This is a genomic window from Parapedobacter lycopersici (assembly GCF_024643285.1).
In the GTDB taxonomy this organism is placed as follows: Bacteria; Bacteroidota; Bacteroidia; order Sphingobacteriales; family Sphingobacteriaceae; genus Parapedobacter; species Parapedobacter lycopersici.
Map to the genome: position 1 here is coordinate 94,532 of NZ_JAMSLW010000007.1, position 21,448 is coordinate 115,979.

General features: G+C 51.8%; 22 protein-coding genes and 1 riboswitch. Of the genes, 8 read left to right on the top strand and 14 right to left on the bottom strand.

Going from position 1 to position 21,448, the window contains the following annotated elements; all coding sequences use genetic code 11:
* The first annotated feature begins 10 nt into the window (after positions 1 to 10).
* Positions 11 to 1,252, top strand: coding sequence for an MFS transporter (locus NEV57_RS14705; RefSeq protein ID WP_257659104.1), 1,242 nt, complete (start codon positions 11 to 13; stop codon positions 1,250 to 1,252).
* Here NEV57_RS14705 and NEV57_RS14710 read toward each other — a convergent pair whose 3' ends face one another.
* From NEV57_RS14710 to NEV57_RS14720, 3 genes are read right to left on the bottom strand one after another with little or no spacing between them, the layout of a single operon-like run.
* Complete coding sequence (locus tag NEV57_RS14710; RefSeq protein WP_257659105.1) at positions 1,253 to 2,014, bottom strand: Rossmann-like and DUF2520 domain-containing protein; 762 nt, start codon at positions 2,012 to 2,014, stop codon at positions 1,253 to 1,255. It abuts the gene before it with no gap.
* Positions 2,011 to 4,464: a heme lyase CcmF/NrfE family subunit gene (locus NEV57_RS14715; protein WP_257659106.1), complete on the bottom strand. Its 2,454-nt coding sequence runs from the start codon at positions 4,462 to 4,464 to the stop codon at positions 2,011 to 2,013. Before NEV57_RS14715 ends, NEV57_RS14710 begins: the two co-directional genes overlap by 4 nt.
* 13 nt (positions 4,465 to 4,477) lie before the next feature.
* Entirely contained in the window at positions 4,478 to 4,912 is a 435-nt protein-coding gene (locus tag NEV57_RS14720; protein ID WP_257659107.1) for a cytochrome c maturation protein CcmE domain-containing protein, read from the bottom strand.
* A 237-nt stretch (positions 4,913 to 5,149) separates the two neighbouring features.
* Between NEV57_RS14720 and NEV57_RS14725 the strand changes: the two genes are divergently transcribed.
* A complete protein-coding gene (locus NEV57_RS14725; RefSeq protein WP_257659108.1) occupies positions 5,150 to 6,106 on the top strand; it encodes a lipid A deacylase LpxR family protein in 957 nt (318 codons plus the stop codon).
* Between the two features lie 25 nt (positions 6,107 to 6,131).
* Here NEV57_RS14725 and arfB read toward each other — a convergent pair whose 3' ends face one another.
* Together arfB and NEV57_RS14735 are read right to left on the bottom strand one after the other, a co-directional pair.
* Positions 6,132 to 6,545: an alternative ribosome rescue aminoacyl-tRNA hydrolase ArfB gene (gene arfB, locus NEV57_RS14730; RefSeq protein WP_257659109.1), complete on the bottom strand. Its 414-nt coding sequence runs from the start codon at positions 6,543 to 6,545 to the stop codon at positions 6,132 to 6,134.
* Positions 6,538 to 7,785 carry a dicarboxylate/amino acid:cation symporter gene (locus tag NEV57_RS14735; protein ID WP_257659110.1) on the bottom strand — a complete coding sequence of 416 codons (1,248 nt, stop codon included), beginning with the start codon at positions 7,783 to 7,785 and terminating at the stop codon, positions 6,538 to 6,540. The genes arfB and NEV57_RS14735 overlap by 8 nt, the downstream gene beginning before the upstream one ends.
* Before the next feature lie 105 nt (positions 7,786 to 7,890).
* On the opposite strand from NEV57_RS14735, the gene mnmC2 reads away from it, so the two are divergent.
* Entirely contained in the window at positions 7,891 to 8,562 is a 672-nt protein-coding gene (mnmC2, locus tag NEV57_RS14740; protein ID WP_307876456.1) for a tRNA (5-methylaminomethyl-2-thiouridine)(34)-methyltransferase MnmC2, read from the top strand.
* Positions 8,563 to 8,627: 65 nt separating this feature from the next.
* On the opposite strand, the gene NEV57_RS14745 is transcribed toward mnmC2, so the two are convergent.
* From NEV57_RS14745 to NEV57_RS14755, 3 genes are all read right to left on the bottom strand, one after another.
* Positions 8,628 to 9,125: an FKBP-type peptidyl-prolyl cis-trans isomerase gene (locus NEV57_RS14745; RefSeq protein WP_257659111.1), complete on the bottom strand. Its 498-nt coding sequence runs from the start codon at positions 9,123 to 9,125 to the stop codon at positions 8,628 to 8,630.
* A gap of 32 nt (positions 9,126 to 9,157) precedes the next feature.
* Positions 9,158 to 11,161: a thioredoxin domain-containing protein gene (locus NEV57_RS14750; RefSeq protein WP_257659112.1), complete on the bottom strand. Its 2,004-nt coding sequence runs from the start codon at positions 11,159 to 11,161 to the stop codon at positions 9,158 to 9,160.
* Between the two features lie 78 nt (positions 11,162 to 11,239).
* Positions 11,240 to 11,731 carry a SixA phosphatase family protein gene (locus NEV57_RS14755; RefSeq protein ID WP_257659113.1) on the bottom strand — a complete coding sequence of 164 codons (492 nt, stop codon included), beginning with the start codon at positions 11,729 to 11,731 and terminating at the stop codon, positions 11,240 to 11,242.
* A gap of 259 nt (positions 11,732 to 11,990) precedes the next feature.
* Positions 11,991 to 12,082, top strand: a riboswitch (TPP riboswitch).
* Between the two features lie 57 nt (positions 12,083 to 12,139).
* Between NEV57_RS14755 and NEV57_RS14760 the strand changes: the two genes are divergently transcribed.
* The 4 genes from NEV57_RS14760 to NEV57_RS14775 are packed head-to-tail and all read left to right on the top strand — an operon-like array spanning position 12,140 to position 14,844.
* The gene (locus NEV57_RS14760; protein ID WP_257659114.1) at positions 12,140 to 12,862 is read left to right on the top strand and encodes a class I SAM-dependent methyltransferase; all 723 of its coding nucleotides are present in this window, start codon (positions 12,140 to 12,142) and stop codon (positions 12,860 to 12,862) included.
* A complete protein-coding gene (locus tag NEV57_RS14765; RefSeq protein WP_257659115.1) occupies positions 12,837 to 13,922 on the top strand; it encodes an AIR synthase family protein in 1,086 nt (361 codons plus the stop codon). Before NEV57_RS14760 ends, NEV57_RS14765 begins: the two co-directional genes overlap by 26 nt.
* Positions 13,919 to 14,548 (top strand): thiamine phosphate synthase, encoded by a 630-nt coding sequence (locus NEV57_RS14770; RefSeq protein ID WP_257659116.1) that lies wholly within the window; start codon positions 13,919 to 13,921, stop codon positions 14,546 to 14,548. Before NEV57_RS14765 ends, NEV57_RS14770 begins: the two co-directional genes overlap by 4 nt.
* Positions 14,545 to 14,844, top strand: coding sequence for a Trm112 family protein (locus tag NEV57_RS14775; protein ID WP_257659117.1), 300 nt, complete (start codon positions 14,545 to 14,547; stop codon positions 14,842 to 14,844). The genes NEV57_RS14770 and NEV57_RS14775 overlap by 4 nt, the downstream gene beginning before the upstream one ends.
* Before the next feature lie 9 nt (positions 14,845 to 14,853).
* Here the strand turns inward: NEV57_RS14775 and NEV57_RS14780 are convergent, their stop codons facing one another.
* From NEV57_RS14780 to NEV57_RS14800, 5 genes are all read right to left on the bottom strand, one after another.
* The gene (locus NEV57_RS14780) at positions 14,854 to 16,089 is read right to left on the bottom strand and encodes a DEAD/DEAH box helicase (protein ID WP_257659118.1); all 1,236 of its coding nucleotides are present in this window, start codon (positions 16,087 to 16,089) and stop codon (positions 14,854 to 14,856) included.
* 135 nt (positions 16,090 to 16,224) lie between these two features.
* Positions 16,225 to 16,677 carry a cold shock domain-containing protein gene (locus NEV57_RS14785; protein ID WP_257659119.1) on the bottom strand — a complete coding sequence of 151 codons (453 nt, stop codon included), beginning with the start codon at positions 16,675 to 16,677 and terminating at the stop codon, positions 16,225 to 16,227.
* Between the two features lie 483 nt (positions 16,678 to 17,160).
* Entirely contained in the window at positions 17,161 to 17,454 is a 294-nt protein-coding gene (locus NEV57_RS14790; RefSeq protein WP_257659120.1) for a helix-hairpin-helix domain-containing protein, read from the bottom strand.
* Positions 17,455 to 17,492: 38 nt separating this feature from the next.
* Positions 17,493 to 17,936 (bottom strand): class I SAM-dependent methyltransferase, encoded by a 444-nt coding sequence (locus tag NEV57_RS14795; protein ID WP_257659121.1) that lies wholly within the window; start codon positions 17,934 to 17,936, stop codon positions 17,493 to 17,495.
* Positions 17,937 to 18,002: 66 nt separating this feature from the next.
* A complete protein-coding gene (locus tag NEV57_RS14800) occupies positions 18,003 to 19,058 on the bottom strand; it encodes an NAD(P)-dependent alcohol dehydrogenase (protein ID WP_257659122.1) in 1,056 nt (351 codons plus the stop codon).
* A gap of 212 nt (positions 19,059 to 19,270) precedes the next feature.
* Between NEV57_RS14800 and lipA the strand changes: the two genes are divergently transcribed.
* Positions 19,271 to 20,152: a lipoyl synthase gene (lipA, locus tag NEV57_RS14805; RefSeq protein WP_257659123.1), complete on the top strand. Its 882-nt coding sequence runs from the start codon at positions 19,271 to 19,273 to the stop codon at positions 20,150 to 20,152.
* 32 nt (positions 20,153 to 20,184) lie between these two features.
* Here the strand turns inward: lipA and NEV57_RS14810 are convergent, their stop codons facing one another.
* Positions 20,185 to 21,369 carry an MFS transporter gene (locus NEV57_RS14810; RefSeq protein WP_257659124.1) on the bottom strand — a complete coding sequence of 395 codons (1,185 nt, stop codon included), beginning with the start codon at positions 21,367 to 21,369 and terminating at the stop codon, positions 20,185 to 20,187.
* Between the last annotated feature and the right edge of the window lie 79 nt (positions 21,370 to 21,448).

Genomic DNA, 21,448 nt, shown 5'->3' on the forward strand with positions numbered 1-21,448 from the left:
TTTGGTAATTATGAATCTAAAACTGCGGCTCCAATTATCCGCAATGATGTTCCTGGAATATTTTATCAAGGGCGCCTGGTTTGTCACACTGGGTACATACTTGTTAAAAAACCTGCAGGCCGACGGACTGGAAGTGGCCCAGGTATTTTCCACCCAGTCCCTCGGCGCGGTGGCGGCTCCCTTTTTTATTGGTTTTATCGCAGACCGGTATTTCAACGCGGAACGGGTACTTGCTGTCCTGCACCTGCTCGGGGCATGTTTATTGACCGGCATGTACCTGGCCGACAGCATTTCTTCATTCTATCCCTATGTGCTGGCCTATTTCATCGCCTACATGTCGTCACTGGCGCTCGCCAATTCCATCGCATTCCGTCACATCCGGAATACCAAACGCCATTTTCCGGGCATCCGGGTGTGGGGAACCGTTGGCTGGATAACCGCGGGCTCAGCCATCAGCCTGGTTTTCCATTGGGATAACGCCGCATCGGTCGATGCCGGTGCGCTGCGCAACACGTTTCTGCTGGCATCGGGCTGCTCCCTGTTATTAGCCGTACTGAGTTTTCTGCTGCCTAAAACACCTCCTTTACTGCGAGCGGGCAATACCCGGTTCACGGTGGCCAAAGCGCTGGGTTTAGAAGCCCTTGTTTTATTGAAAAACCGGGGATTTCTGGTGTTTTTTATTACGGCGATTGTTATCTGCATCCCGATGTCTTTTTATTACCAGAATGCAAACCCCTACCTGGTGCACGTAGGGCTAAGCAACCCTACCGCCAAAATGGCGCTGGGCCAGCTATCGGAGGCCTTGTGCCTGTTGGCTATTCCTTTTCTGTTTGCCAGACTGGGCTATAAGCGGATGATCCTCGTGGGGATTGCTGCATGGACCATCCGCTACCTGCTCTTTGCCTATGGTAATCATCCCGATTTAGCTGCCATGCTGATTGTTGCTATTATCCTCCATGGCGTCTGTTACGATTTTATGTTTGTTGTCGGACAAATTTATACGGATACCATTGCGGGCGAGAAATACCGCTCTTCCGCCCAGGGTCTGGTCACTGTTGCTATGTATGGTATCGGGATGCTGCTGGGATTCTGGGCTGCGGGTAGCACTTCGGATTACCTGGGGGTGCATTTCAGTGACAACGACTATTGGAAATTCCTTTGGATCACGCCCGCCGCGATGGCTTTTTGCTGTCTGCTGCTGTTTGCTTTCTTTTTCAGGGAGCAGAAAGCAGCAACGGAAGACCGTTATTGATCACGACCGGCCGATCTGCCTGCTCAGTGCGTCATACAGTGCAGCCCAATCGGGATGTTCCTGTAGTAACCGCATGTGCTTCTCCATTGTCTGTATATCCTGCCGGACAGCGGGCCCGGTTTGCACTTCTCTTGGTTTGTGTTGCATCACTTTTTCGGCAGTTTCGCGGATAAGGGGGCGTATAAGGTCAAAACCAAGCCGATGCTCATGGAGCAGGTCGTCTGCAATGGCATAACAATGATTGGTAAAATTACAGGCAAATACCGCGGCTGCGTGTAATGCAAGCCGCTGTTCCGAATTACATAAAAACACCCGGCCGGATAATAGGCCTGCCAGCCGGCTCAGGCTTTCCTGGGTTTCGGCGTCCGACGCTTCGATGGCCAGGGGGACGTGCCCGAAATCAATGTGTTTTTCCTTCGAAAACGTCTGTACCGGATATAATACGCCGTAACGCCGGGCGTACCCGTGAAAAACAGCCATTTCCACACTGCCTGCCGTATGCAGTACGATACCGTTCAATGCAGGGGGCAGTTGCGAAAGTACCGTTTCCAGTGCATCGTCTTTCACCGCGACAAGGTAGACGTCTGCAGTTGTGTCAATATCGCTAAGCTGGCTGATTGCCGGAACAGTCCATGTACTGGCCAATGCCCGGGCGTGCGCGGGAGTCCGGCTGTATACCTGTATGATCCGGCATCCCGCTTCCACAAAGGCCCTGCTGAAATGGGAAGCGACATTGCCACTGCCGATCACCACAATGTTCATGCGGTTTCCAACGGTTTGATTTCCTTATTCCTACGGAAAATCGACAGCAAGAAGCCGATTGTCATAATTATCGTTCCGCACCAGAAAAAGTTGATATACGGGAACTTGATGGCTTTAAAGACAATCCATTTCTTTTCGGGGAGCGGTTTTTGGTACACCATCAACTCCAGTCTATCCTTGTCAGGCATAATGTTGCTGAACCGGAAACGCAGTCCCTGGTCGCTGACATCCTTGCTGAAATCGTAGGTCGACCCATCCTTAATCAGGAATATTGGTTCCACCTGGTATTTCTCGCCGTCTGCTGCATAAACTTCCAGGTTAAGTCCGACGACCACATCATTTTCCCCTTTTGGAATATTTTCCACCGTCGCATCACGGTTGATTCCAGCAACCACAATATAGCCATTCCGGTACCGCAGGGTATCCCCGATATTGGTTTCGTATACGGCTGGCTCTTCGTATGCATCCAGCCCTTCCCGCTCGTTGGAGCCCTGGGCCAGCATATGCGTTTCGGACATAGCCGCGGTAATCAGGGTATACACATCGTGCGTAAGGTAGTGCCGCGTATCCGGCGTGCCGATAAGCCCACCCATCGAGGGGTTGTTCTGCGCGAAAGGCCGTAGCTGAAAACGATCGACCACGCGGCCCGTTTCATCGTCAATCTCTTCGTAATTGATTTTGTAGTAAACATTTGGTGGGGCAATGCTATCGCCTACATATGTAATGCGGTAATTACCCATCTGCACCGGCTCATTTTCTGTCAGGAAAAGGTTCTCACCCGGTTTTTCCACCTGGTCAAAGCCGGCTACAGCAATATAGCCACTGCTGTTGAGCGAAATAACTTCATTGGTAGCCGCGGCAACAAGGGCGCCGATCAACAGCAACCCAAACCCGATATGGGCAATGGACGACCCGGCCAGTTTCCATTTACCCCGAATCGCCTCACCCAGTATCTGGCCATTGGCGACAATAGCATAAGTCGCGGCAAACACCATGAGGATATACATGAAATTAGTATATACCTTGGTCACATACACCAAAACGGCTGTCAGCACCAGCGCCCCGATCAACGAAGCAACAGCTGCAATATAAAATTTGCGGACGTCCATACGCCGGTATTTCATAAACTGCGTAAATGCCGAGAGAATACCGACAACCACCGCAAAGCCTGCCTGCCATTTGTTATAATGCTGCACCGGATCAACGGGCGGGGCTACGTTGGTTCCAAACACGGCATTAAAAACCGGAATGGACGTCGAAGCGATGATCTGGACACAGGCCACGGTAAGTACGAGCGCGCCGATAAACAACCAGAACTCCCGTGAATAAATCTCTTCTTCCTTTTTAGTTGACGGCATGTGCTTTTTATGTACCACCAACATGCCAACCATGATACCCAGGAAAATGATATTGAATGCGATCAACTGCCAGAACAGGCCAAGGTCGGTAAATGAGTGTACCGATGTTTCGCCTAAAATGCCACTGCGGGTCAGGTATGAGGCGTAGATCACCAGTACAAAGCTCACCATGACCAAAAACGTAGCCGTAAAATAGGAGTGGCCAGAGTTTTTATAAGCAACCATGACGTGCACGGCGGCGATCAGCGTAAACCAGGGAATGATCGATGCGTTTTCAACCGGATCCCAGGCCCAGAAACCCCCGAAGTTAAGCGCTTCGTAAGCCCAGAACGATCCCATGATTATACCTGCACCCAGCACCATTACAGCAAACAGTGCCCATGGCAGGCCGGGCCCGATCCATTCCTTATACCGCTTCTGCCACAGTCCGGCCACCGCGTAAGCAAATGGAACGATCATGGAAGCAAAGCCGAGGAAAAGTGTCGGTGGATGAATTACCATCCAGTAATTCTGAAGCAGCGGATTCAGTCCACGGCCATCAGTAATCATGCTCAGGTAATTAGGATCCGAAAATATAGGAGCCTGCATGGCCTCCCGCAACAGAATGAACGGCGAGCTCCCTACCCGTTCACCGAGTATTTCAATGCCGATAAGCATGGAGCCCAGCACCAGCTGACACAGCATCACGACGGCCATCACCGGGCTTTCCCAGCTTTTGGCCCGGAACAATAAGACGACCCCGAGTACAACCTGCCAGAACATCCATAGCCAGAAGCTGCCTTCCTGTCCTTCCCAGAAACTGGAAATGATGTAATGCGTGGGCAGCGACTTCGACGAGTGCGACCACGCATAATGGTATTCAAACTGGTGATTGTAAATAATATAAAATAAGCTGGAGCCAATGCCCACAACGGCTATCGCGTTTAGCCAGAAAGAAAGGCGGGCAATGCGGAACCAGGACCGATCTGCCTTATTCACAGTGGCAAAATAATAGCTAATAGCGGCCAGTAAAGCAGATCCAAAAGAAAGGATAACGAAAAACTGCCCAATCTGACCCGGCAGGAGGTTTTCACCTACGTAGTTGATGTCCATTTACGTATTTAAATCAATCAGCGGCTGGCGCTTCCACAAACCCCAACGTCTGTGCGGTTGACACTTCTGTAACTTCCACTTCATTCTCCTGATATTTGGATGGGCACTTCATGAGTATTTTGCTGGCGTGGAATTCATTACCTATCATTTTCCCGGTCAGTACGATTTGCTCCGAACGCTCAATATCCTGCGGTTTAGCGCCCCGGAATACCACCTTGCACTCCGTGCTGTCGTTATCATACATGTAAAAAGAAAAATGATTGGCATCTTCAGTAGGCTCATAATGAAGCGCTTTCTCTTTGTTGAGCACACCTACCACATACAACTCTGTCTGCTCTTCCTTAGCCTCCGTAAACGTCGAGTAGGTACTCGAATCCGTATACATTACAATAATCATCGCAATCGCCAAGGCGATAATAATGATCCCGATTACCGAACTTTTCTTCATGTCATTATTCCTCAATGGATTAAACCCGATTGCAAAATTACGAATTGAAACACGAAGCTACGAATAATGCAATCTATTGCTATTTTTTAGAATCGTTCTAAACAGATGGCTGGCTAATGACACTAACAGGTCCGTATCAAGCCTTAAGTTTCAGGCAGCAGGGCCGTTGTTTATCCCCTTGCCTGATCGCTCATCAGTTAAAAAATCATTATGTTTGCATAAACACCTTGCCTAACCATGTTTGTGCCCAAAAAACGCACCATACCGATTGCCGCCACGCTTTTGCTGTGGTTTATGGCTGTTCACGGGCAACGGCTTCCCCGCATGGAGTGGGGATTCCAGAACGACAACGACCTGTATCTGCTGAACAAACAGGACCAATATTACACCAACGGTATTTTGCTATCGGTGCGTAAAGCCGCAGACAGCACGGCGTTGGCTCCACGTGAGCTTAATCGGATATGGGGGATCTCCGGTGGGCAAAAGCTCTACACCGCCTATACCGGACAGATCCACGAAATCGAAGAAGTTGACCGCCCCATTACCGCATATCTTTTCCTCGGGATCAACCGCACGCATTATTATGTCAATGAATCGATGTTAGCCCTGTCGGTAGAACTGGGCACCATCGGCAGCCGCGCGTTGGGAAAGGAGGCGCAGGAGAGCGTCCACAAAGCATTTAATTTATATGAGATCTCCGGTTGGGAATACCAGCTGAAGAGTGCTTTCGGTGTGGATCTTGGTGCAGAATATGCTAAACGGTTATACCGCAATACCGGTCGCTGGTTCGATATTACCGCGTATGCCGCAGGTAAACTGGGCCTCAATCACACCCACATGGCAGCAGCACCGATCTTTCGGATCGGCCGGCTAAATCCCCTGCATGCAACGGCCTATTTTTCAAGTCGTTTACAAGCACATCCCGCCAATATCGCCAATGAGCTTTTTCTCTACTTCAAACCCATGGTGAGCTGGGTAGCTTACGATGCAACCATCCAGGGAGGCCTGCTCCGGGAAGATAAGGGTCCAGTAACATTCCGCCCTGCCCGCTGGGTATTTGCTAATCAAGTCGGCCTTGTCTACGCCCGCAGGGCGTTTACCTGCAGCCTTCAATACGTATTCAGTTCAAAAGAATCACCCAGTATGTTTTTCAGGCACCGGTATGGTTCATTGGGAATAAGTTACCGGTATTAAGCACCGATCACAGACCAGCCACCCATCACTCCCAGTCTTTCCGGCGATCTATTTTCCGCAGGGCCCGTTTACGCTTGGTTTCCAGTCGGGCCCGCACGGAGGCCTTTGAGGGTTTGGTTGCCTTACGGGGCTTTATTGGCTGAAGGGCCAACCTCAGCAATGTCACTAACTTCTTCAGTGCGATTTCCTTATTTTCCAACTGGCTTCGCGCCTCCTGGCTGTTTACCTGCACAGCCCCATCAGCCTGTAGCCTGTTTTGCAGCCGGGTCTTTATCCGTGCTTTCTCTTCGTCGGAAAAGATACCCGCGGCATCCACGTCAAACGACAGGGTAACCCTGGTTTCCACTTTATTGACATGCTGTCCGCCACTGCCGCCGCTGCGGGAGGTCCGGAATCGAATATATGGCATTAACGATCCGGAATCAATCTGCTTACTCATCTGTCGTCGTATCGGGAGGGCTCTTCCATCCAAAACGGCTGACCAGCATTGCCGCTACGGTATCTCCGGTTGCATTCAGGAGTGTAGCCATGGGATCAACCAACGTGCCGATGATCATCACCGCTGGGATCGCTTCGGTAGGCAGCCCGTAAACCGAAATCATCAACATTTCCCCGATGTAGCCTCCATTCGGAATACCACCCGCCACAATACTCACCAGGATGGTAATCCCCACCGCCGTGAGCAAGGTTACCGGTTCGAAAAAATCACGGCCGATCAACACGAACGCAACATAGATCTTCACCACGCTTGAAATTGCCGAACCATCTTTATGCAAGGTCATGCCCAGCGGGATTACCACATTGGCTACCGGAACCGGGATTCCCATCTTCGGGGCTGCAGCCAGGTTTACCGGCATAGTGGCTATGCTGCTGCATGTACTGATAGCTGTGGCCGTTGGCAATACATTATTTTTCCAGTACCGGGATATACCCTGCCGCCCATTCGCCACATAAGCATATATACTGAAGAAAACGACGAAATAAAAAAGACCGAATGCATAATATAACCCCAATGGCTTGGCATAAAATCCGAAAAGCTCGGGGCCGATGGTCCCCACCTGATAGGCAAAGTAAGCCCCTAGTCCGATCGGGGCGGCCTTCATAATCAGCAAGAGCAGCTGTTTCATGACTTCATTTCCTGAGGCGAGAAAGACCCGGAAGGGTGCCCCCGCCTCGCCCGACCGCATCGCTGCGATGCCCACGAGGAACGAGAAAATCACAAATGCCAGCATGTTCTGCCTGGACAGGAGCTGCGAAAACTCGCCCACCGTAAGAAACCGTACGATACGGTCGGCCCAGGTATCATTCGGATCCCCCCCCAGCAGTCCATCGGACACTTCCTCCGTAGTACGGACCGCGTCCACAGGGAAGAACCACAGTACCACCATGGTGAGCACCGCCGAGATGATTACCGTCGATAAGAAAACGCCGATCATGGTGGTCACGATTCGTCCCAGCTGTTGCGAGGCATCGATGTTTGCCAGTGCCGACGCAATAGCAAAAAAAAGCAACGGAATAACTGCAGCAAACAACAGGTTCAGGAAAACATCTCCCAATGGCTTCAGCCAGCCGACGATTCCCGGCATAAACACGCCGACAACACTACCCGCGACGATGCCGAGCAATAAAAGCAGGATGCTGTTGTAGTTGCTTAAGAACGTTGACGGTTGTCTTTCCATAATCCAGTGACTAAAGTAATGGATTTTATTTTAAGTTACGGAACATTCCTAAAAACTGCAGGTTGATTTTCGCGAACAGCAATTAATTCGCGTAAGTTTGCACGAATGATGGAATTTGTTGTTACAGCCGATGGTTCCAAAACCCTGTACCACCCCGGGATCGGTGAACACTATCATTCCCGCCACGGTGCCGTGCAGGAAAGCCGGCATGTATTTGTTGGTATGGGACTGGAACACAGCGTCACGCAGTCGCAGGTTGATTCGCTGGCCATATTGGAAGTGGGTTTTGGTACCGGACTTAATTTTTTACTTAGTGCGGCCCATTGCACGAAGCATGGACTTCGTTTAAATTACACCGGTATCGAAGCGTTTCCGTTGCCACTGGATACGCTGAAGCAAACCGGCTACGATGCGTATAGCACACCTGCGTTATGGACGGCCTTCTTATCCCGCTACGAGGAAAGTCTGAAAGCCCCGCAGCTGCTCGATGCCGGCAACCAGCTTCGGGTTATCCCGATTGATATCGCCCAGTTCGCTTCCGACCAGGCATACGACATCCTTTACTTCGATGCCTTTGCCGCGGTGCACCAGCCGGAAATGTGGTCGGCAGAAATATTGAGGCATATTTGTCAATTTTTGAAACCGGGCGGTATCTTCGTTACCTATGCCATTACAGGCCAGCTGAAGCGCACAATGAAAGCGTTGGGTTTTACGGTTGAAAAAATTCCCGGTGCACCGGGAAAACGGGAAATGTTACGAGCCGTCAAAACCCCATAGGTTTTTACAAACATACGTTTGACATAACCTATGAGGTAGTTGGTCTGCGGTATATCACGGACTGATTAATGTTCGTGTGTACCGTCCGGTCCATGCGAATGGCCGTGCGACAATTCATCCGGGGTAGCTTCCCGCACGGACAGCACTTCAATTGCAAAATGCAGATTGTGTCCAGCCATGGGATGATTGAGATCGACCACCACAACTTCCGGGGAGACCTCGGTAACCTTGCCGCGGAATTGATTGCCCTGATTATCCTGCAGGGGCAATATCTGGCCGACGGCCGGCATACCCGCCTCGTCAAACATATTAACCGGCAGGGAGGTAATCGCCTGCTCGTTAACCTCACCATAAGCATCCGCAGCCGCCAGTTCAAAATCTGTGGTATCACCCGCCTTCAGTCCGGCAATGTTTTCCTCAAATTTTGGCAGCATCATTCCCACCCCAAATAAAAAATCCAACGGATTATCTTTCCCGGCTTCTTCCACAAAAGTCTTTTCTCCGTTCTCCACCGTATGGAGTTTGTACGTTAATGTCACTACGTTGTTGGGTGCTATAGTCATTTGTTTTGATTTATGGATGTGCACACATCCGGTTATAGAATTAATTCCAATAGTTCATCCGTAGTTGCCACGGGCAGGCTGCATGCTTTATTTCTACACACATAGGCCCGTGTAACATCGCTTACTCGCCCTGCCAACAACGGAAGGGTACCTTTTGTTCCGCCCAAAAGGACTTTATTGGGCACATATCGTTCATCCACTACCCTGCGGAAAGTTTTCCAATCGGGACCGGTCAGTGCCACTTCCCGCAAGGGGTAAACCACCTCCAGTAGCTGGATAGCCCAGTTGGAATAGGCCGATCCATACCGCTCGATCTGGGGTGCTACATTCGCCAGCAGCTGTTCACCGGTGGCCGTATACCGCTGCTCATCCAACAATAGCCCCAACCGGTGCAGTTGGCGGGCAATGGTTGAATTAGCCGACGGGATCACGTTATCCATAATTTCATATTTCCGTGCAATGAGCGGCTCGGCATCCGATGCGGTATAGTAAAATGCGGCCGCCCCTTCGTCATAAAACTGCGCAATGGCAATGTCCGTCAGGCGCCTGGCTTCCTGAAGCCATTGCTCGTCAAACGTCGCCTCATACAAGGCTATAAACGCTTCTATACAGCATGCGTGGTCATCCAGAAATCCAATAATCATTTTTCCATTTGCTGCCGGTTGATGCAATAACCTCCCATCGGCTGTGTATAGCTGACGGCGTATAAAGTCGGCATTTTTCAACGCGGCATCCAGGTAGTCCGCTACATCAAACACACGGTAGGCGTCCACATACCCCTTGAGCATCAAGGCATTCCATGCCGTTAGCAGCTTATTATCCAACCCCGGGCGGACCCGCTTATTCCGGTAAGCCAGTAATTTCGCTTTTACCTCCGTCAGGTAAGTCTCCCATTCCGCAGGGGCAAAACCGGCCGCTTCCGCGAGCTGGTCGGCCGTCACATCCGTTTTTAGCACGTTGGTATGTTCTTCAGCCCAGTTACCTTCCTCCGTCAGGTCAAAATACCGGACAAATAATTCGGCATCCTTGCCCAGGATTTCCGTTATCTCCGCAAGATCAAACGTGTAAAATTTACCTTCCACCCCTTCGCTGTCGGCATCCAGTGCACAATAAAACCCACCTTCAGGGCTGGTCATCTCCCGACTTATCCAGTCCAGCGTTTCCGTTACTACCCGCCGGTACTGCACGACCGGGCGATGTTGCCATGCCTCGGCATACAGGCTCACCAGTTGAGCATTGTCGTATAGCATTTTTTCAAAATGCGGGATATGCCAGTGACTGTCGACGGAATAGCGCGCAAAACCTCCTCCGATGTGATCGTATATGCCTCCCGAAGCGATCTTCTGCAGGGTCAGATGCACCTGTGACACTACGGCCTCATCATCCGCCAGTACGCCATAGCGAAGCAGAAATAACCAGTTATTCGGCAGTGGAAATTTCGGTGCACGGTTATAACCCCCTGCTTCATGGTCAAACCGCCGCTTCCAGGGGGTCACGATCGCTTCCAGCTGCTGTACGGTATATGTTTCCGGAATCCGGTTGACCGGTAGCTGTTCACTTTGCCGGATGCCGGTGGTCAGGCGGTCGGCATAGTCCAATGCGACTTCCGGTGTTTCCCGCCACATATCCGCCAATTGCAGCAATACATTTTTCCAGTCGGCCGGACGGAAGTAGGTGCCTCCATAGATCGGCCGACCGTCCGGCAGGCAGATGCAGTTGAGGGGCCACCCGCCCTGATTGGTCATCAGCTGTACCGCAATCATATAGATCTGATCGATATCGGGCCGCTCTTCCCGGTCTACTTTGATGGACACGAAATAACGGTTCATCAATTCGGCCACTCCAGCATCCTCAAAACTCTCCCGCTCCATTACGTGACACCAATGGCAGGCCGAGTAACCGATGCTCACGATCAGTAGTTTGTTGGCCGACTTTGCGGCTTCCAATGCTTCCTTTCCCCAGGGGTACCAGTCCACCGGATTATGTTGATGCTGCCGGAGATAGGGCGACGTTTCGTGTTGGAGTCTATTGAGCATGAACGGGTAAAGGTAAGGTTTTAGGAATAAGGATCAAAGGCACCGCCGCAGAGGCACAATGCTCCCCGGGAGGAGGTATTATCCCTTGGGCGAGTTAAACCAAGCCAGCCGTCCCAACCCGCCACTGACGAAAGCCCAGTCCTGTATATCTTCAAACACAATGTGCGCAATGCCACAGGTTGGGATGTTGGCTATGTTTTCGTCAGACAGTACGTTGGCCAGCAGGGTGACGCCCGGATTATGGCCAAATAATGCCACACGGTCATACCGGTTATCCACCTCATTGATAATGTCCAGCAACGTACCCGGCAGCGCCTCATAGACACGCGGATCAATGCGGATATCCCGGACCGCCGTATGCAGGCGTTCCGCAAAAATCTGGGCCGTGGTCAGCGCCCGCTTCGCCGGGCTGCTGACCAGCAGTTGCGGTGGTTCACCGTGCTGGATAAGCCGTTGTGCCATTTCCGGAGCATTGTCAAATCCGCGGGCATTAAGCGGACGGTCAACGTCGCTCACTTCAAAGCTCCAGTCTGATTTGGCGTGCCGGATAATGAATAAATGCTTGGACATGATCACTATTGCTCTTTCCTCTCATTCGGCAATAATCATGCCCACATCCTGCCGATTGGCGGTTTAAGGGCTGCGATGCGATTTAGGAGTATCATCCGTCAGCTTATCCCAACATCAGCTAAATCACCGTCTAAATAATGTACAATCGAGCATGCAATGTCTTGTTGGTCCAGTTATGCTGTGCTACTGTGTCACGGGGCCCTACCGCAATTCCTTTTAGTTGCAAACCACTCCGAATATCATTATGTTTGTCCCGTAATAACAAAGCACGGGGTGCCGATTAACGGCTGAGATAATACCCGATAACCTGATTTGGATAATGCCAACGTAGGGATGCATACGACTAAAATCTGATTTTTTCCTTGCTTCTTCGTACCTATCCCAATCGGTTGCTGATCGCAGAAGAACATGGAAATACAACACAAAAATGCTGAATTAATCCCTCCTGGCCAGCAAAATTGGCAGGGGCGGCCGGAATGGTTTTTTAACCGGGAACACACCGATACGTACGAGCAATGGTATGAGGGGCGCTACAAGCGCGCGGAAGTATGGCAAAAGAAAGTGATGGAACAGCTGGTTGCGGGAGATGGGCGGATAAAGACCCTGCTTGAATTTGGCTGTGGAACCGGCCGTTTTACACGGTGGTGGAAAGAAATTGACATCAAAGCCACAGGGGGAGATATCTCACCACTGATGCTTTCGCAGGCAATTCACCTGTTCGACGGCGATCTGGTTATGGCCGACTCACATGCGATGCCCTTTAAGGATCATACCTTTGATGCACTGGCATTCATCACCACTTTCGAATACTACAAAGACCCGGTTCAGGTAATCCGCGAGGCTGCACGTGTGGGCAAATACGGAATTGCCATGGGGATGATGAACCGTAATTCGACTAAAGTCGTCCGCCGCCGGGTCCAGCAGCTGTTCGGTAAAAATCCCTTTTATATCACTGCCACATTTTACACACCCAAAACATTGCAGGATATTATCCATAAGGCACTTGCGGGCAGGGAATATACGATAACCTGGAGTTGCACCGGACTACCATCCTGGTTTCCCGTGCAGCAATGGGGGATACCCTTCGGTGATTTTTTCGGATTATATGTACAATTCAACGATGTGCAGTAACAGCAGGGCTACTACCACAGGAAAACTAACAGACGTAAATTTCGACACTTGGGTCAGCGGGCGCTGCGGATCCCCACGGCGCGAAGTACGTATCGGCCCGCGGTTCGGTGTAGACGTTTCCTTAGTGGATTTACCCGGTGATATGGTGCTGGCACAGACCAGCGACCCGCTTTCGTTGATTCCTTCTTTGGGGCTGCAGGAGTCGGCTTGGTTATCGGTACACCTGATGGCCAATGACATGGCCACCACCGGCCATGCACCCCAGTACGGCCAATTTGTACTCAATCTCCCTCCGTCGCTGTCGACAGCTGATTTCAAAGCATATTGGGGCTATATTGATCGGTATTGTACCGACATCGGCATAGCTATAACCGGCGGGCATACCGGATTCGTTGCAGGACAGGAATCAACCATTGCCGGTGGAGGTACGCTGACGGCGGTGTTACCCAAAGCAACTACACGTGTATCCAGTATGGCTCGTGTGGGTGACACCCTGCTCGTTACCAAATCCGCTGGAATATCCTCGGCAGCGATACTCGCGATGAGCTTTCCGCATACGGTAAGGGATAGGTGCGGTGTGGAAATTCACAGGGAAGCCTGCAATGCTTTTTACCAAACATCATCGTTGTGCGATGCGCTCGCGGCGGTTGACATCGGTGAGGATAGGCAAGCGGTTTCCGCGATGCATGACGTAACGGAGGGTGGCGTACTTGGTGCCCTCCACGAACTGGCGGTCGCTTCCGGGAATGGCGCTATCGTATACCATTCGCAGCTACCCGTTGCGCCTGCACAAGCTGAAGTCTGTGCGGCATTTGGCCTTGACCCTTATTCGTGCATCGGTGCAGGCGCCATGATTATTGCATGCCGGCCAGCCACCGCCGGTCCCATAATCTCCCGCTTGTCACAGGACAGGATACCATGTGCCGAAGTAGGCAGGTTATGCACGTCGGCCGAAGGCATTCAACTGGAAAAAGACGGCGCACTTATCCCGTTTACTCGCAGCCAGTCGGACCCCTATTGGGCCGCTTTTTTAAACGCATATCAAACCGGACTGAAATGAAAAAAGATGTTAAAGACGGTGTATACCTTGTTATTGATCCCGCTATGGAACGAGGGCCCCTGTTTGAAAAATTACGGCAGGTGCCTTTGGGAAACTTGACTGCTGTACAATTATGGGATAATTTTGGCCCGAACGGAGTGGATGATACACTGGTTGCCGAAGTGGCCGCTTTATGCCTTCCCTATGGTGTTCCATTATTGATGAACAATCATTGGGAATATACCCATTACACAGGCGTCGATGGAGTGCATTTCGACGAAATCCCGACTGATTTCGACACTATACAGTCGCAAATGTGTCCCACCGCTATCGTAGGGATTACCTGTAATAACGATTTAACCGTAGTGCGGTGGGCATCAGCACACCAATTAGACTACATTTCGTTTTGTTCCATGTTTCCATCTGCAACCGCCAACAGCTGTGATCGCGTCACATTTGAAACGGTAAAAGAAGCCCGTACCCTAACCACGTTACCATTGTTCCTCTCCGGCGGAATAACACCCGATAATATAGCAAAACTAAATGAACTGGATTATTCGGGCGTGGCAGTCGTATCCGGCATTTTATCAGCGGCCCAGCCTGCAGAATCGCTTAGGGCCTACCACCAAAAACTAAACAGAAGATGAGATTACAAACCATTGAAAAACTTTGCTGCCCATTTGACCGGACCGACCTTGAACTAACGGTTACCAGCCGTGATGTTGAAGATCGGGTTATTGCCGGCTTCCTGATATGTCCATCCTGCGAACGTCTCTACCCCATTGTGAAAGGTATACCGATCATGAACCCTGATGAATACCGCGAGTTCCATCTGGAGCAACCATTGGTGCGCCAATGGGAGGCTTGGCTCAACGGGCGCTCGTTTACCAACTTCCGGCTCACCAGCGAAACAACACCAGAGACTCCCGGTTTCTCAAAATAACGGAATGCTTCAGGCTGCGGTCGGCCGCTTGGCCTTCCGTTTCTTTTTGCGTTTTTTCGCCGCATTCGCCGTGGAGGCCGCGGGCTTCTGCGGCTGGGCATAGGATATATCGGAGGCTATGGGAAAGGGATGATCCGTCACCTGGTCGATCTCCCTGCCGATCAGCTGCTGGATCTGCCATAGATATTCCCGTTCCTCCACGTCGCAAAACGACCAGGCCCTGCCGCTGGCACCGGCCCGTCCGGTGCGTCCAATGCGGTGCACATAGGTTTCCGGTTCGTTTGGCAGGTCGTAATTAATAACCAGATGCAGTTGATCCACATCAATGCCCCGCGCGGCAATATCGGTGGCTACCAGCGCCTGGATGCTTCCATCTTTGAAACGGGACAGGGCTTTTTGCCTGGCCTGCTGGGACTTATTTCCATGTATGGCATCGCCCACGATACCAGCCTGTTTCAATTTACGCACAATTTTATCGGCACCGTGTTTTGTACGTGAAAATACCAGGATATGTCCCTTTTTCTCTTGCTTGAGGATATGAGTCAGCAGGCCAATCTTATCCGCTTTCGCCACAGGAAAAATAGCCTGTTCAATCGTCTCTACTGTCGACGAGACCGGAGTTACGGCAATCCGCACAGGATGCCGCATGATCGACCGTGCCAGGTCTTCAATGCTTTTGGGCATGGTTGCCGAAAACAATAGCGTCTGTTTATTGGCCGGCACCAGGTTAAGGATTTTTTGGATATCCCGGATAAAACCCATATCCAGCATCCGGTCCGCTTCATCGAGCACCAAGTGCGCAACAGCCTGTAAGGAAACCGCACGTTGCGCCAACAGGTCGAGCAGCCGCCCGGGTGTCGCTACCAGGATTTCCGGCCGTTTGCGTAGTTCGGCAAGCTGGCCATTAATCGAAACCCCGCCGAATACCACCGCGTGTTTGATGGCGGTCCGGCTGGCATACGTACCAATATTCTCGCCAATCTGGATGGCCAGTTCACGGGTAGGAGCCAAAATCAGCACCTTAGGGCCCGCTGCACCATTTTGGCGCTTCGTAATCAGGAGTTGGATAAGCGGCAGTGAGAATGACGCCGTTTTCCCGGTTCCGGTCTGGGCGCAGGCCAGTACGTCCTGCTGCTGTAAGACCACCGGAATGGCCTGTGCCTGTATAGGGGTAGGCGTATGGTATCCCGCTTTTTCCAGAACCGTCAATATCGATTCTGAAAGATTAAATGATGAAAATTGCAAATTACTTTAATTTAAAGGCATTGAATGCATAACAATACCGGCATCCAGTCGAATATGGATCTGAAAGGATGCGGCAAAGTTACGCAAAATTTTCGAAAGCAATAGGAAGCCGGGGGCGGGGCGTCGTTTAGGTTTTTATAGTTTCCGTACAGAGGATGCCTGCCAGCCACGGGGACTTTTTACCGCAGTATACTCCACCTTATCACCAACCGTCAGGGTTAGCCCGGGTTCGGTCAGCTGGTTTACGTGCACAAATACCCGTTCACCCGTGTCGGGGTCGGATATAAAACCATATCCCTTTGCTGCATCGAAATACGTGACCACCCCTGTAGGCAGTGCATCCGGATCAGCTGGCGCTTCTCTAGGCACGTCGATGACAATATCTTCCAGGGGGACCTCCTGTTTTTTATTCGGATCCGGCGGTGTGGATGAGATGTTTCCGTTTTCATCCACGTAAGCGATCATATCGTCCAGGCTTTTTCCTTTGCCGGAAGGTTCCTGCCGTTTTTCGTCACGGCGCTGGGCTTTTTCTTTCCGTCTTTGAAGTTTCTTTTTTGTTCGTTCTTTTTTGTTAAATGAATCTGCCATTTATTGTTTTAATTTGTTCATGAAAGAGGCCGGGTGCCCCATAGCGGTTAAGCATAAGTTGGCGTGGGTTGGAGCGAAGGTACGAAATTTTCCGCAATCTGCATGCATCCGTCCTTCCACCGCACGGATGTATACCGCATAGCCGTCGCACTTCGACAATTGAAATTCTCTCTCCACAGCAGCCTCAGTTAATGAAAACACGCCGCGCTGAATTTTTATACGCTAAAATTACCATTTTAAAAATAAATTGCTATCTTTACAACCAGACACTAACTAATAGATACAATTAACGCCCTATTGCGCTTGCGAAAGGGTTAGCCTAAATACAAAAAGCGTAGGTCTTACGGTAATAGGTAATTTAAAGAATCATGTGTGCAGCCTTTTGCGTAGGTCCCTGCTGCACCCCATTTGGCAGGGCCTCGCAATTGGTTTACCGAACGACGCATTGTATACGCATCACCGTAAACACAACGGATCAGTCGGTTATTTCCGGAATGAAAGTCCCTTTTCAGCCAGTGCCTTTTTCAGGATAGGAATGGATGTCTTGCCCATGCCGTGCAGGCTCATAACATCCTTCTCAGTAAGGGTGGATAAATCCGCCAGCGTGGCGATGCCCTGATTCGTTAACGCCCGCCTGGCCGGTGCGGCCAGCAGGGATAGAAAACCCGATTCCGGTTTAGCCATCGCTTCACACACCGGACAGGTCGGACAATCCGAAGTTTTATAGAACTGATGTCCATTTCTGCAGGTCTTCTTCTTTTCTACTGTTATTGCCATCTGTTTTTAGCTAACGTGCAAACCATGTCCTATGTGCGCTACCGGTAAACATGGAGCGGTATTTCACGCAGCGGGGTCCCTCCGTCTATGAACAGCTTCCCCGTTTCGGTGAGTGCCTTTGCAATCCGATGAAGCGCACGCTGCTCCAATTCCGGATGCCGCCCATCCAGCGCTCCGACGCGCACGGCAAAGGCGATGTCGTAAGGTTGTTCGCCGGGTAGCAGGTCAAAATCTTCCACCGCCACCCGGCGGTACTGCAACCGACTGGCCGCAATTTCGGCGCCGGCGCTTTTAATGGCCTGCCGGATAGCCTTCTCGGAGCGATCAATGGCCAAAACAAAACCAGGGTCAACACGGGCAGCGATTTCCCGCGCGGCGACACCCGGGCCACAGCCTATCTCCAGTACACGTATGCCCGGGTACAGAGGGAGCGCCTCCACAATGGCTGCCAACCGGGGCGATAGGTTATTGCTGTTTTTCATTGCCCGTATCCAGTTGTTCCAAAATCGACGGCTTGCCCATCGGTCGCCCGTCAATGAGTATGTCGGTTAATTTCTCAGCGATGCCATGTCAATAACAAAGCGATAATGCACATCGCCTTTCAGCAAGCGTTCATAGGCCTCGTTAATTCCCCGGATATCAATCAGCTCAATATCAGACGTGATGTTGTGCTCGCCGCAGAAATCAAGCATCTCCTGTGTTTCGGCAATACCGCCGATGGTTGATCCCGCCAGGCTCTTCCGGGCCGGAATCACACTGAACGCCGCCACCGGAAGCGGGTGTTCGGGTGCGCCTACCAATGTCAGTGTCCCATCGCGTTTCAGCAGACTGAGGTAGCCATTAATGTCGTGCGAAGCCGAAACGGTGTCCAGTATAAAATCCAGGCGGCCACGCTGCTGTTCCATCTGCTGCTCATCGGTAGACAGCACCACTTCGTGTGCGCCGAGCCGCTGGGCATCGGCCTGCTTGGCTACAGAGGTGGTAAACACCACCACATGGGCACCCATTGCTTTTGCCAATTTCACGCCCATATGTCCGAGGCCCCCGATCCCCACGACACCAACCCTTTTGCCCGGCCCGATACCCCAGTGCTTGAGGGGGGAATAGGTCGTGATGCCGGCGCACAGCAGCGGGGCGGTGGCGGCAAGATCGAGGTTTTCCGGTATGCGCAGGGCAAAATGCGCATCGACCACGATACTTTCCGAGTAACCACCGAATGTCTGCATCCCCAGATGCTTGTCCGCCCCATTATAGGTCTGGATGTTGCCTTCTTCACAATATTGCTCCAGGCCTTCCCGGCAGCTATCACACACCCGGCAGGAGTCGACCATGCAACCAACCCCCGCGAGATCGCCCACATGGAACTTGGTAACGGCATTGCCCACACGGGTTACCTTTCCCACAATTTCATGGCCCAGCACCGCCGGATAAACCGTGCCATGCCATTCGTTCCGGGCGGTATGGAGGTCGGAATGACAGATGCCGCAGAACAGGATTTCGATTTCCACGTCGTTCGGTGTTACTTCCCTTCGCTGGATATTCAACGGTTTCAATGGTGCGTCAGGAGCCGCCGTACCAAATGCTTTTACGTTTTTTGTATTCATGTGTTTTCTGTTTTTATCAGGTAAGCTCCAACAAAGCTATCGAAAAGGATTCACAAAGCAAGCACTACCGTCAGCCGTTTTTACCTTCAGTTCCTTTTGGCTGTCCTGTTTTGCAGCATGCGCCACCCTAACCGCCATGCCTGTGTCAAAAGGCACCGATCCGGAAACCGGTGCATTCGGTTTTGATTGCAATAATCGCTAACTTTGCTGCTATGATTGAATTACCGGTTATCCCTGCACATCAAATGCCGCGCAAACCCGATTGGCTGCGCGTCAAACTTCCTGTAGGTCAAGCATACAAACATGTCCGCAGCTTAGTCGACGAGCATAAACTGCACACCATCTGCGAGAGCGGCAATTGCCCCAATATGGGCGAGTGCTGGGGCGCAGGGACAGCCACGTTTATGATCCTGGGCAATATCTGTACGCGATCGTGCTCCTTCTGCGCTGTGGCTACCGGCAGACCCCTTGCAGTCGACCTGGACGAACCCAATCGCGTGGCGCAATCGGTGAAGCTTATGCAGGTGAAACACTGCGTGATCACCTCAGTCGACCGTGACGACCTGAGGGATGGCGGCTCGACCATCTGGGCGGAAACCGTAAATGCCATCCGCCGGGAAAGTCCCGAAACCACACTGGAAACCCTGATTCCCGATTTCAAAGGACAGTGGGATAACCTCGACCGCGTACTGGCCGTACGTCCCGAAGTTGTATCACACAACCTCGAAACCGTCCGCCGCCTCACCCGCGAAGTACGCATACAGGCCAAATACGATCGCAGTCTTGAATGCCTAAGTCGTATTTCGGCTGCCGGATTGCGCACCAAATCGGGCATCATGCTCGGCTTCGGCGAAACTGAGGCCGACGTCATTGAGGCGATGACCGACCTGTACAACGCCGGCGTACACATCCTTACCCTTGGGCAATACCTGCAGCCTACCAAGGCCCATCACCCCGTGGTTGAGTGGATTACCCCCGACCAGTTTAAATACTATCAGCAAATAGGATTGCAACTGGGTTTCAAGTACGTCGAAAGTGGGCCGCTGGTGCGTTCTTCCTACCATGCTGAGAAACACCTGTTTGATATGCAATAACTGCCCCGCGGGCATTGCAGGCAGACGGGCCATCACGCGTCGGTAGTCGGCGATGTACCTCCCCTCCGCCGGTTAAGCAGGTATATCAGTGCCAGAAAGGCCACACCCGCGGCAGCATACATAATATAGGGAATCCGCTGTATTTCATCGTGGTAAACCCATCCTGCCACCAGCGCGCCGAGCCCGATACCCGCTTCCAGCGAAATATACATGGTAGCCATGGCCTTGCCACGATGCTGCGGATGGCTCAGGTCGATGGTCCAAGCGTTAAGTGCAGGAGAAAGAATACCGGTCGCCACACCGTAAATGGAGGCGCCCACCAGCAGCCAAAACATGCTTTTACCCATTCCCAGTATCAACAGTGACACAATGAGGATGGCCATACCGGTCTTCACTACGCTGATCCGACCGTAACGATCGGAAAGCCGGCCCGCCAAAAACCGGATCAGTAAGGATGAAACGGTAAACGCCACGAAAAACAGTCCCTTGTTGGCAATTCCCAAATGCCCGCTCCAATCGGGAATTAACGTGAGGATGACCCCATACGCGACATAGGACAGTAAGGTGGCAATGGCTGCCGGCAATACCCGGAGGTCGACCACATCGTGGCGTGATATCCGCAATGTCGACCACCGGAAACGCTGTCGGTTCGGCAATGTTTCTTTCATATTCATCAGGATGACGATGGAAAGCAGGGCAAAGGCCGACGAGCAGTAAAACAGGACATCAAGGGAGTAGCGCTGACTGATGGCGCTGCCCACTGCCGGCCCAAGTGCCATGCCCATGCTGAAGCACAGGCCATGGATACCGGCTGCCTCACCCCATCGTTCACGAGGGACAATATCAGCCACATACGCGGCCGTTGCCGTGGGCTTGAACCCGGTGGAAAAACCGTGGATCAGCCGAAGAAAAAGAAAACCCGCTACGCTTCCCAGCACCGGATATAGAAATCCGCAAATAAAGCACACAATGGACCCAACGGCCATTACCGGTACACGTCCCACCGTATCGGTCAGCTTGCCACTGAATGGCCTGGAGATGCCGGCCGTAAGGGTAAATAGCGCAATGATCAGCCCCTTATACTCCGCACCTCCCATACTGCTCAGGTATGCAGGCAATTCCGGTATCAGCATATTGAAGCTGGTCGAGAAGAGCAGTGAGCTGAGGCAGAGTAAGGCAAATGGCAGGTTATAAATGGGATGCTTTCCAGTATGCATATCGTGAAACAGGGTTCCGCACCCCTTAGCCGTGAATCTGCTCTTTCCTGCCGTACGACTGGATCAGCTTCCCTTCGAA

Coding starts and splice junctions, on each gene's coding strand:
- NEV57_RS14745 (WP_257659111.1), bottom strand. CDS start 9,125: ATGACTATAGCACCCAACAACGTAGTGACATTAACGTACAAACTCCAT.
- NEV57_RS14800 (WP_257659122.1), bottom strand. CDS start 19,058: ATGAATACAAAAAACGTAAAAGCATTTGGTACGGCGGCTCCTGACGCA.
- NEV57_RS14765 (WP_257659115.1), top strand. CDS start 12,837: ATGTACAATTCAACGATGTGCAGTAACAGCAGGGCTACTACCACAGGA.
- NEV57_RS14725 (WP_257659108.1), top strand. CDS start 5,150: ATGTTTGTGCCCAAAAAACGCACCATACCGATTGCCGCCACGCTTTTG.
- NEV57_RS14795 (WP_257659121.1), bottom strand. CDS start 17,936: ATGAAAAACAGCAATAACCTATCGCCCCGGTTGGCAGCCATTGTGGAG.
- NEV57_RS14705 (WP_257659104.1), top strand. CDS start 11: ATGAATCTAAAACTGCGGCTCCAATTATCCGCAATGATGTTCCTGGAA.
- NEV57_RS14715 (WP_257659106.1), bottom strand. CDS start 4,464: ATGGACATCAACTACGTAGGTGAAAACCTCCTGCCGGGTCAGATTGGG.
- lipA (WP_257659123.1), top strand. CDS start 19,271: ATGATTGAATTACCGGTTATCCCTGCACATCAAATGCCGCGCAAACCC.
- NEV57_RS14750 (WP_257659112.1), bottom strand. CDS start 11,161: ATGCTCAATAGACTCCAACACGAAACGTCGCCCTATCTCCGGCAGCAT.
- NEV57_RS14790 (WP_257659120.1), bottom strand. CDS start 17,454: ATGGCAATAACAGTAGAAAAGAAGAAGACCTGCAGAAATGGACATCAG.
- NEV57_RS14775 (WP_257659117.1), top strand. CDS start 14,545: ATGAGATTACAAACCATTGAAAAACTTTGCTGCCCATTTGACCGGACC.
- NEV57_RS14770 (WP_257659116.1), top strand. CDS start 13,919: ATGAAAAAAGATGTTAAAGACGGTGTATACCTTGTTATTGATCCCGCT.
- mnmC2 (WP_307876456.1), top strand. CDS start 7,891: ATGATGGAATTTGTTGTTACAGCCGATGGTTCCAAAACCCTGTACCAC.
- NEV57_RS14710 (WP_257659105.1), bottom strand. CDS start 2,014: ATGAACATTGTGGTGATCGGCAGTGGCAATGTCGCTTCCCATTTCAGC.
- NEV57_RS14785 (WP_257659119.1), bottom strand. CDS start 16,677: ATGGCAGATTCATTTAACAAAAAAGAACGAACAAAAAAGAAACTTCAA.
- NEV57_RS14735 (WP_257659110.1), bottom strand. CDS start 7,785: ATGGAAAGACAACCGTCAACGTTCTTAAGCAACTACAACAGCATCCTG.
- NEV57_RS14720 (WP_257659107.1), bottom strand. CDS start 4,912: ATGAAGAAAAGTTCGGTAATCGGGATCATTATTATCGCCTTGGCGATT.
- arfB (WP_257659109.1), bottom strand. CDS start 6,545: ATGAGTAAGCAGATTGATTCCGGATCGTTAATGCCATATATTCGATTC.
- NEV57_RS14810 (WP_257659124.1), bottom strand. CDS start 21,369: ATGCATACTGGAAAGCATCCCATTTATAACCTGCCATTTGCCTTACTC.
- NEV57_RS14760 (WP_257659114.1), top strand. CDS start 12,140: ATGGAAATACAACACAAAAATGCTGAATTAATCCCTCCTGGCCAGCAA.
- NEV57_RS14755 (WP_257659113.1), bottom strand. CDS start 11,731: ATGTCCAAGCATTTATTCATTATCCGGCACGCCAAATCAGACTGGAGC.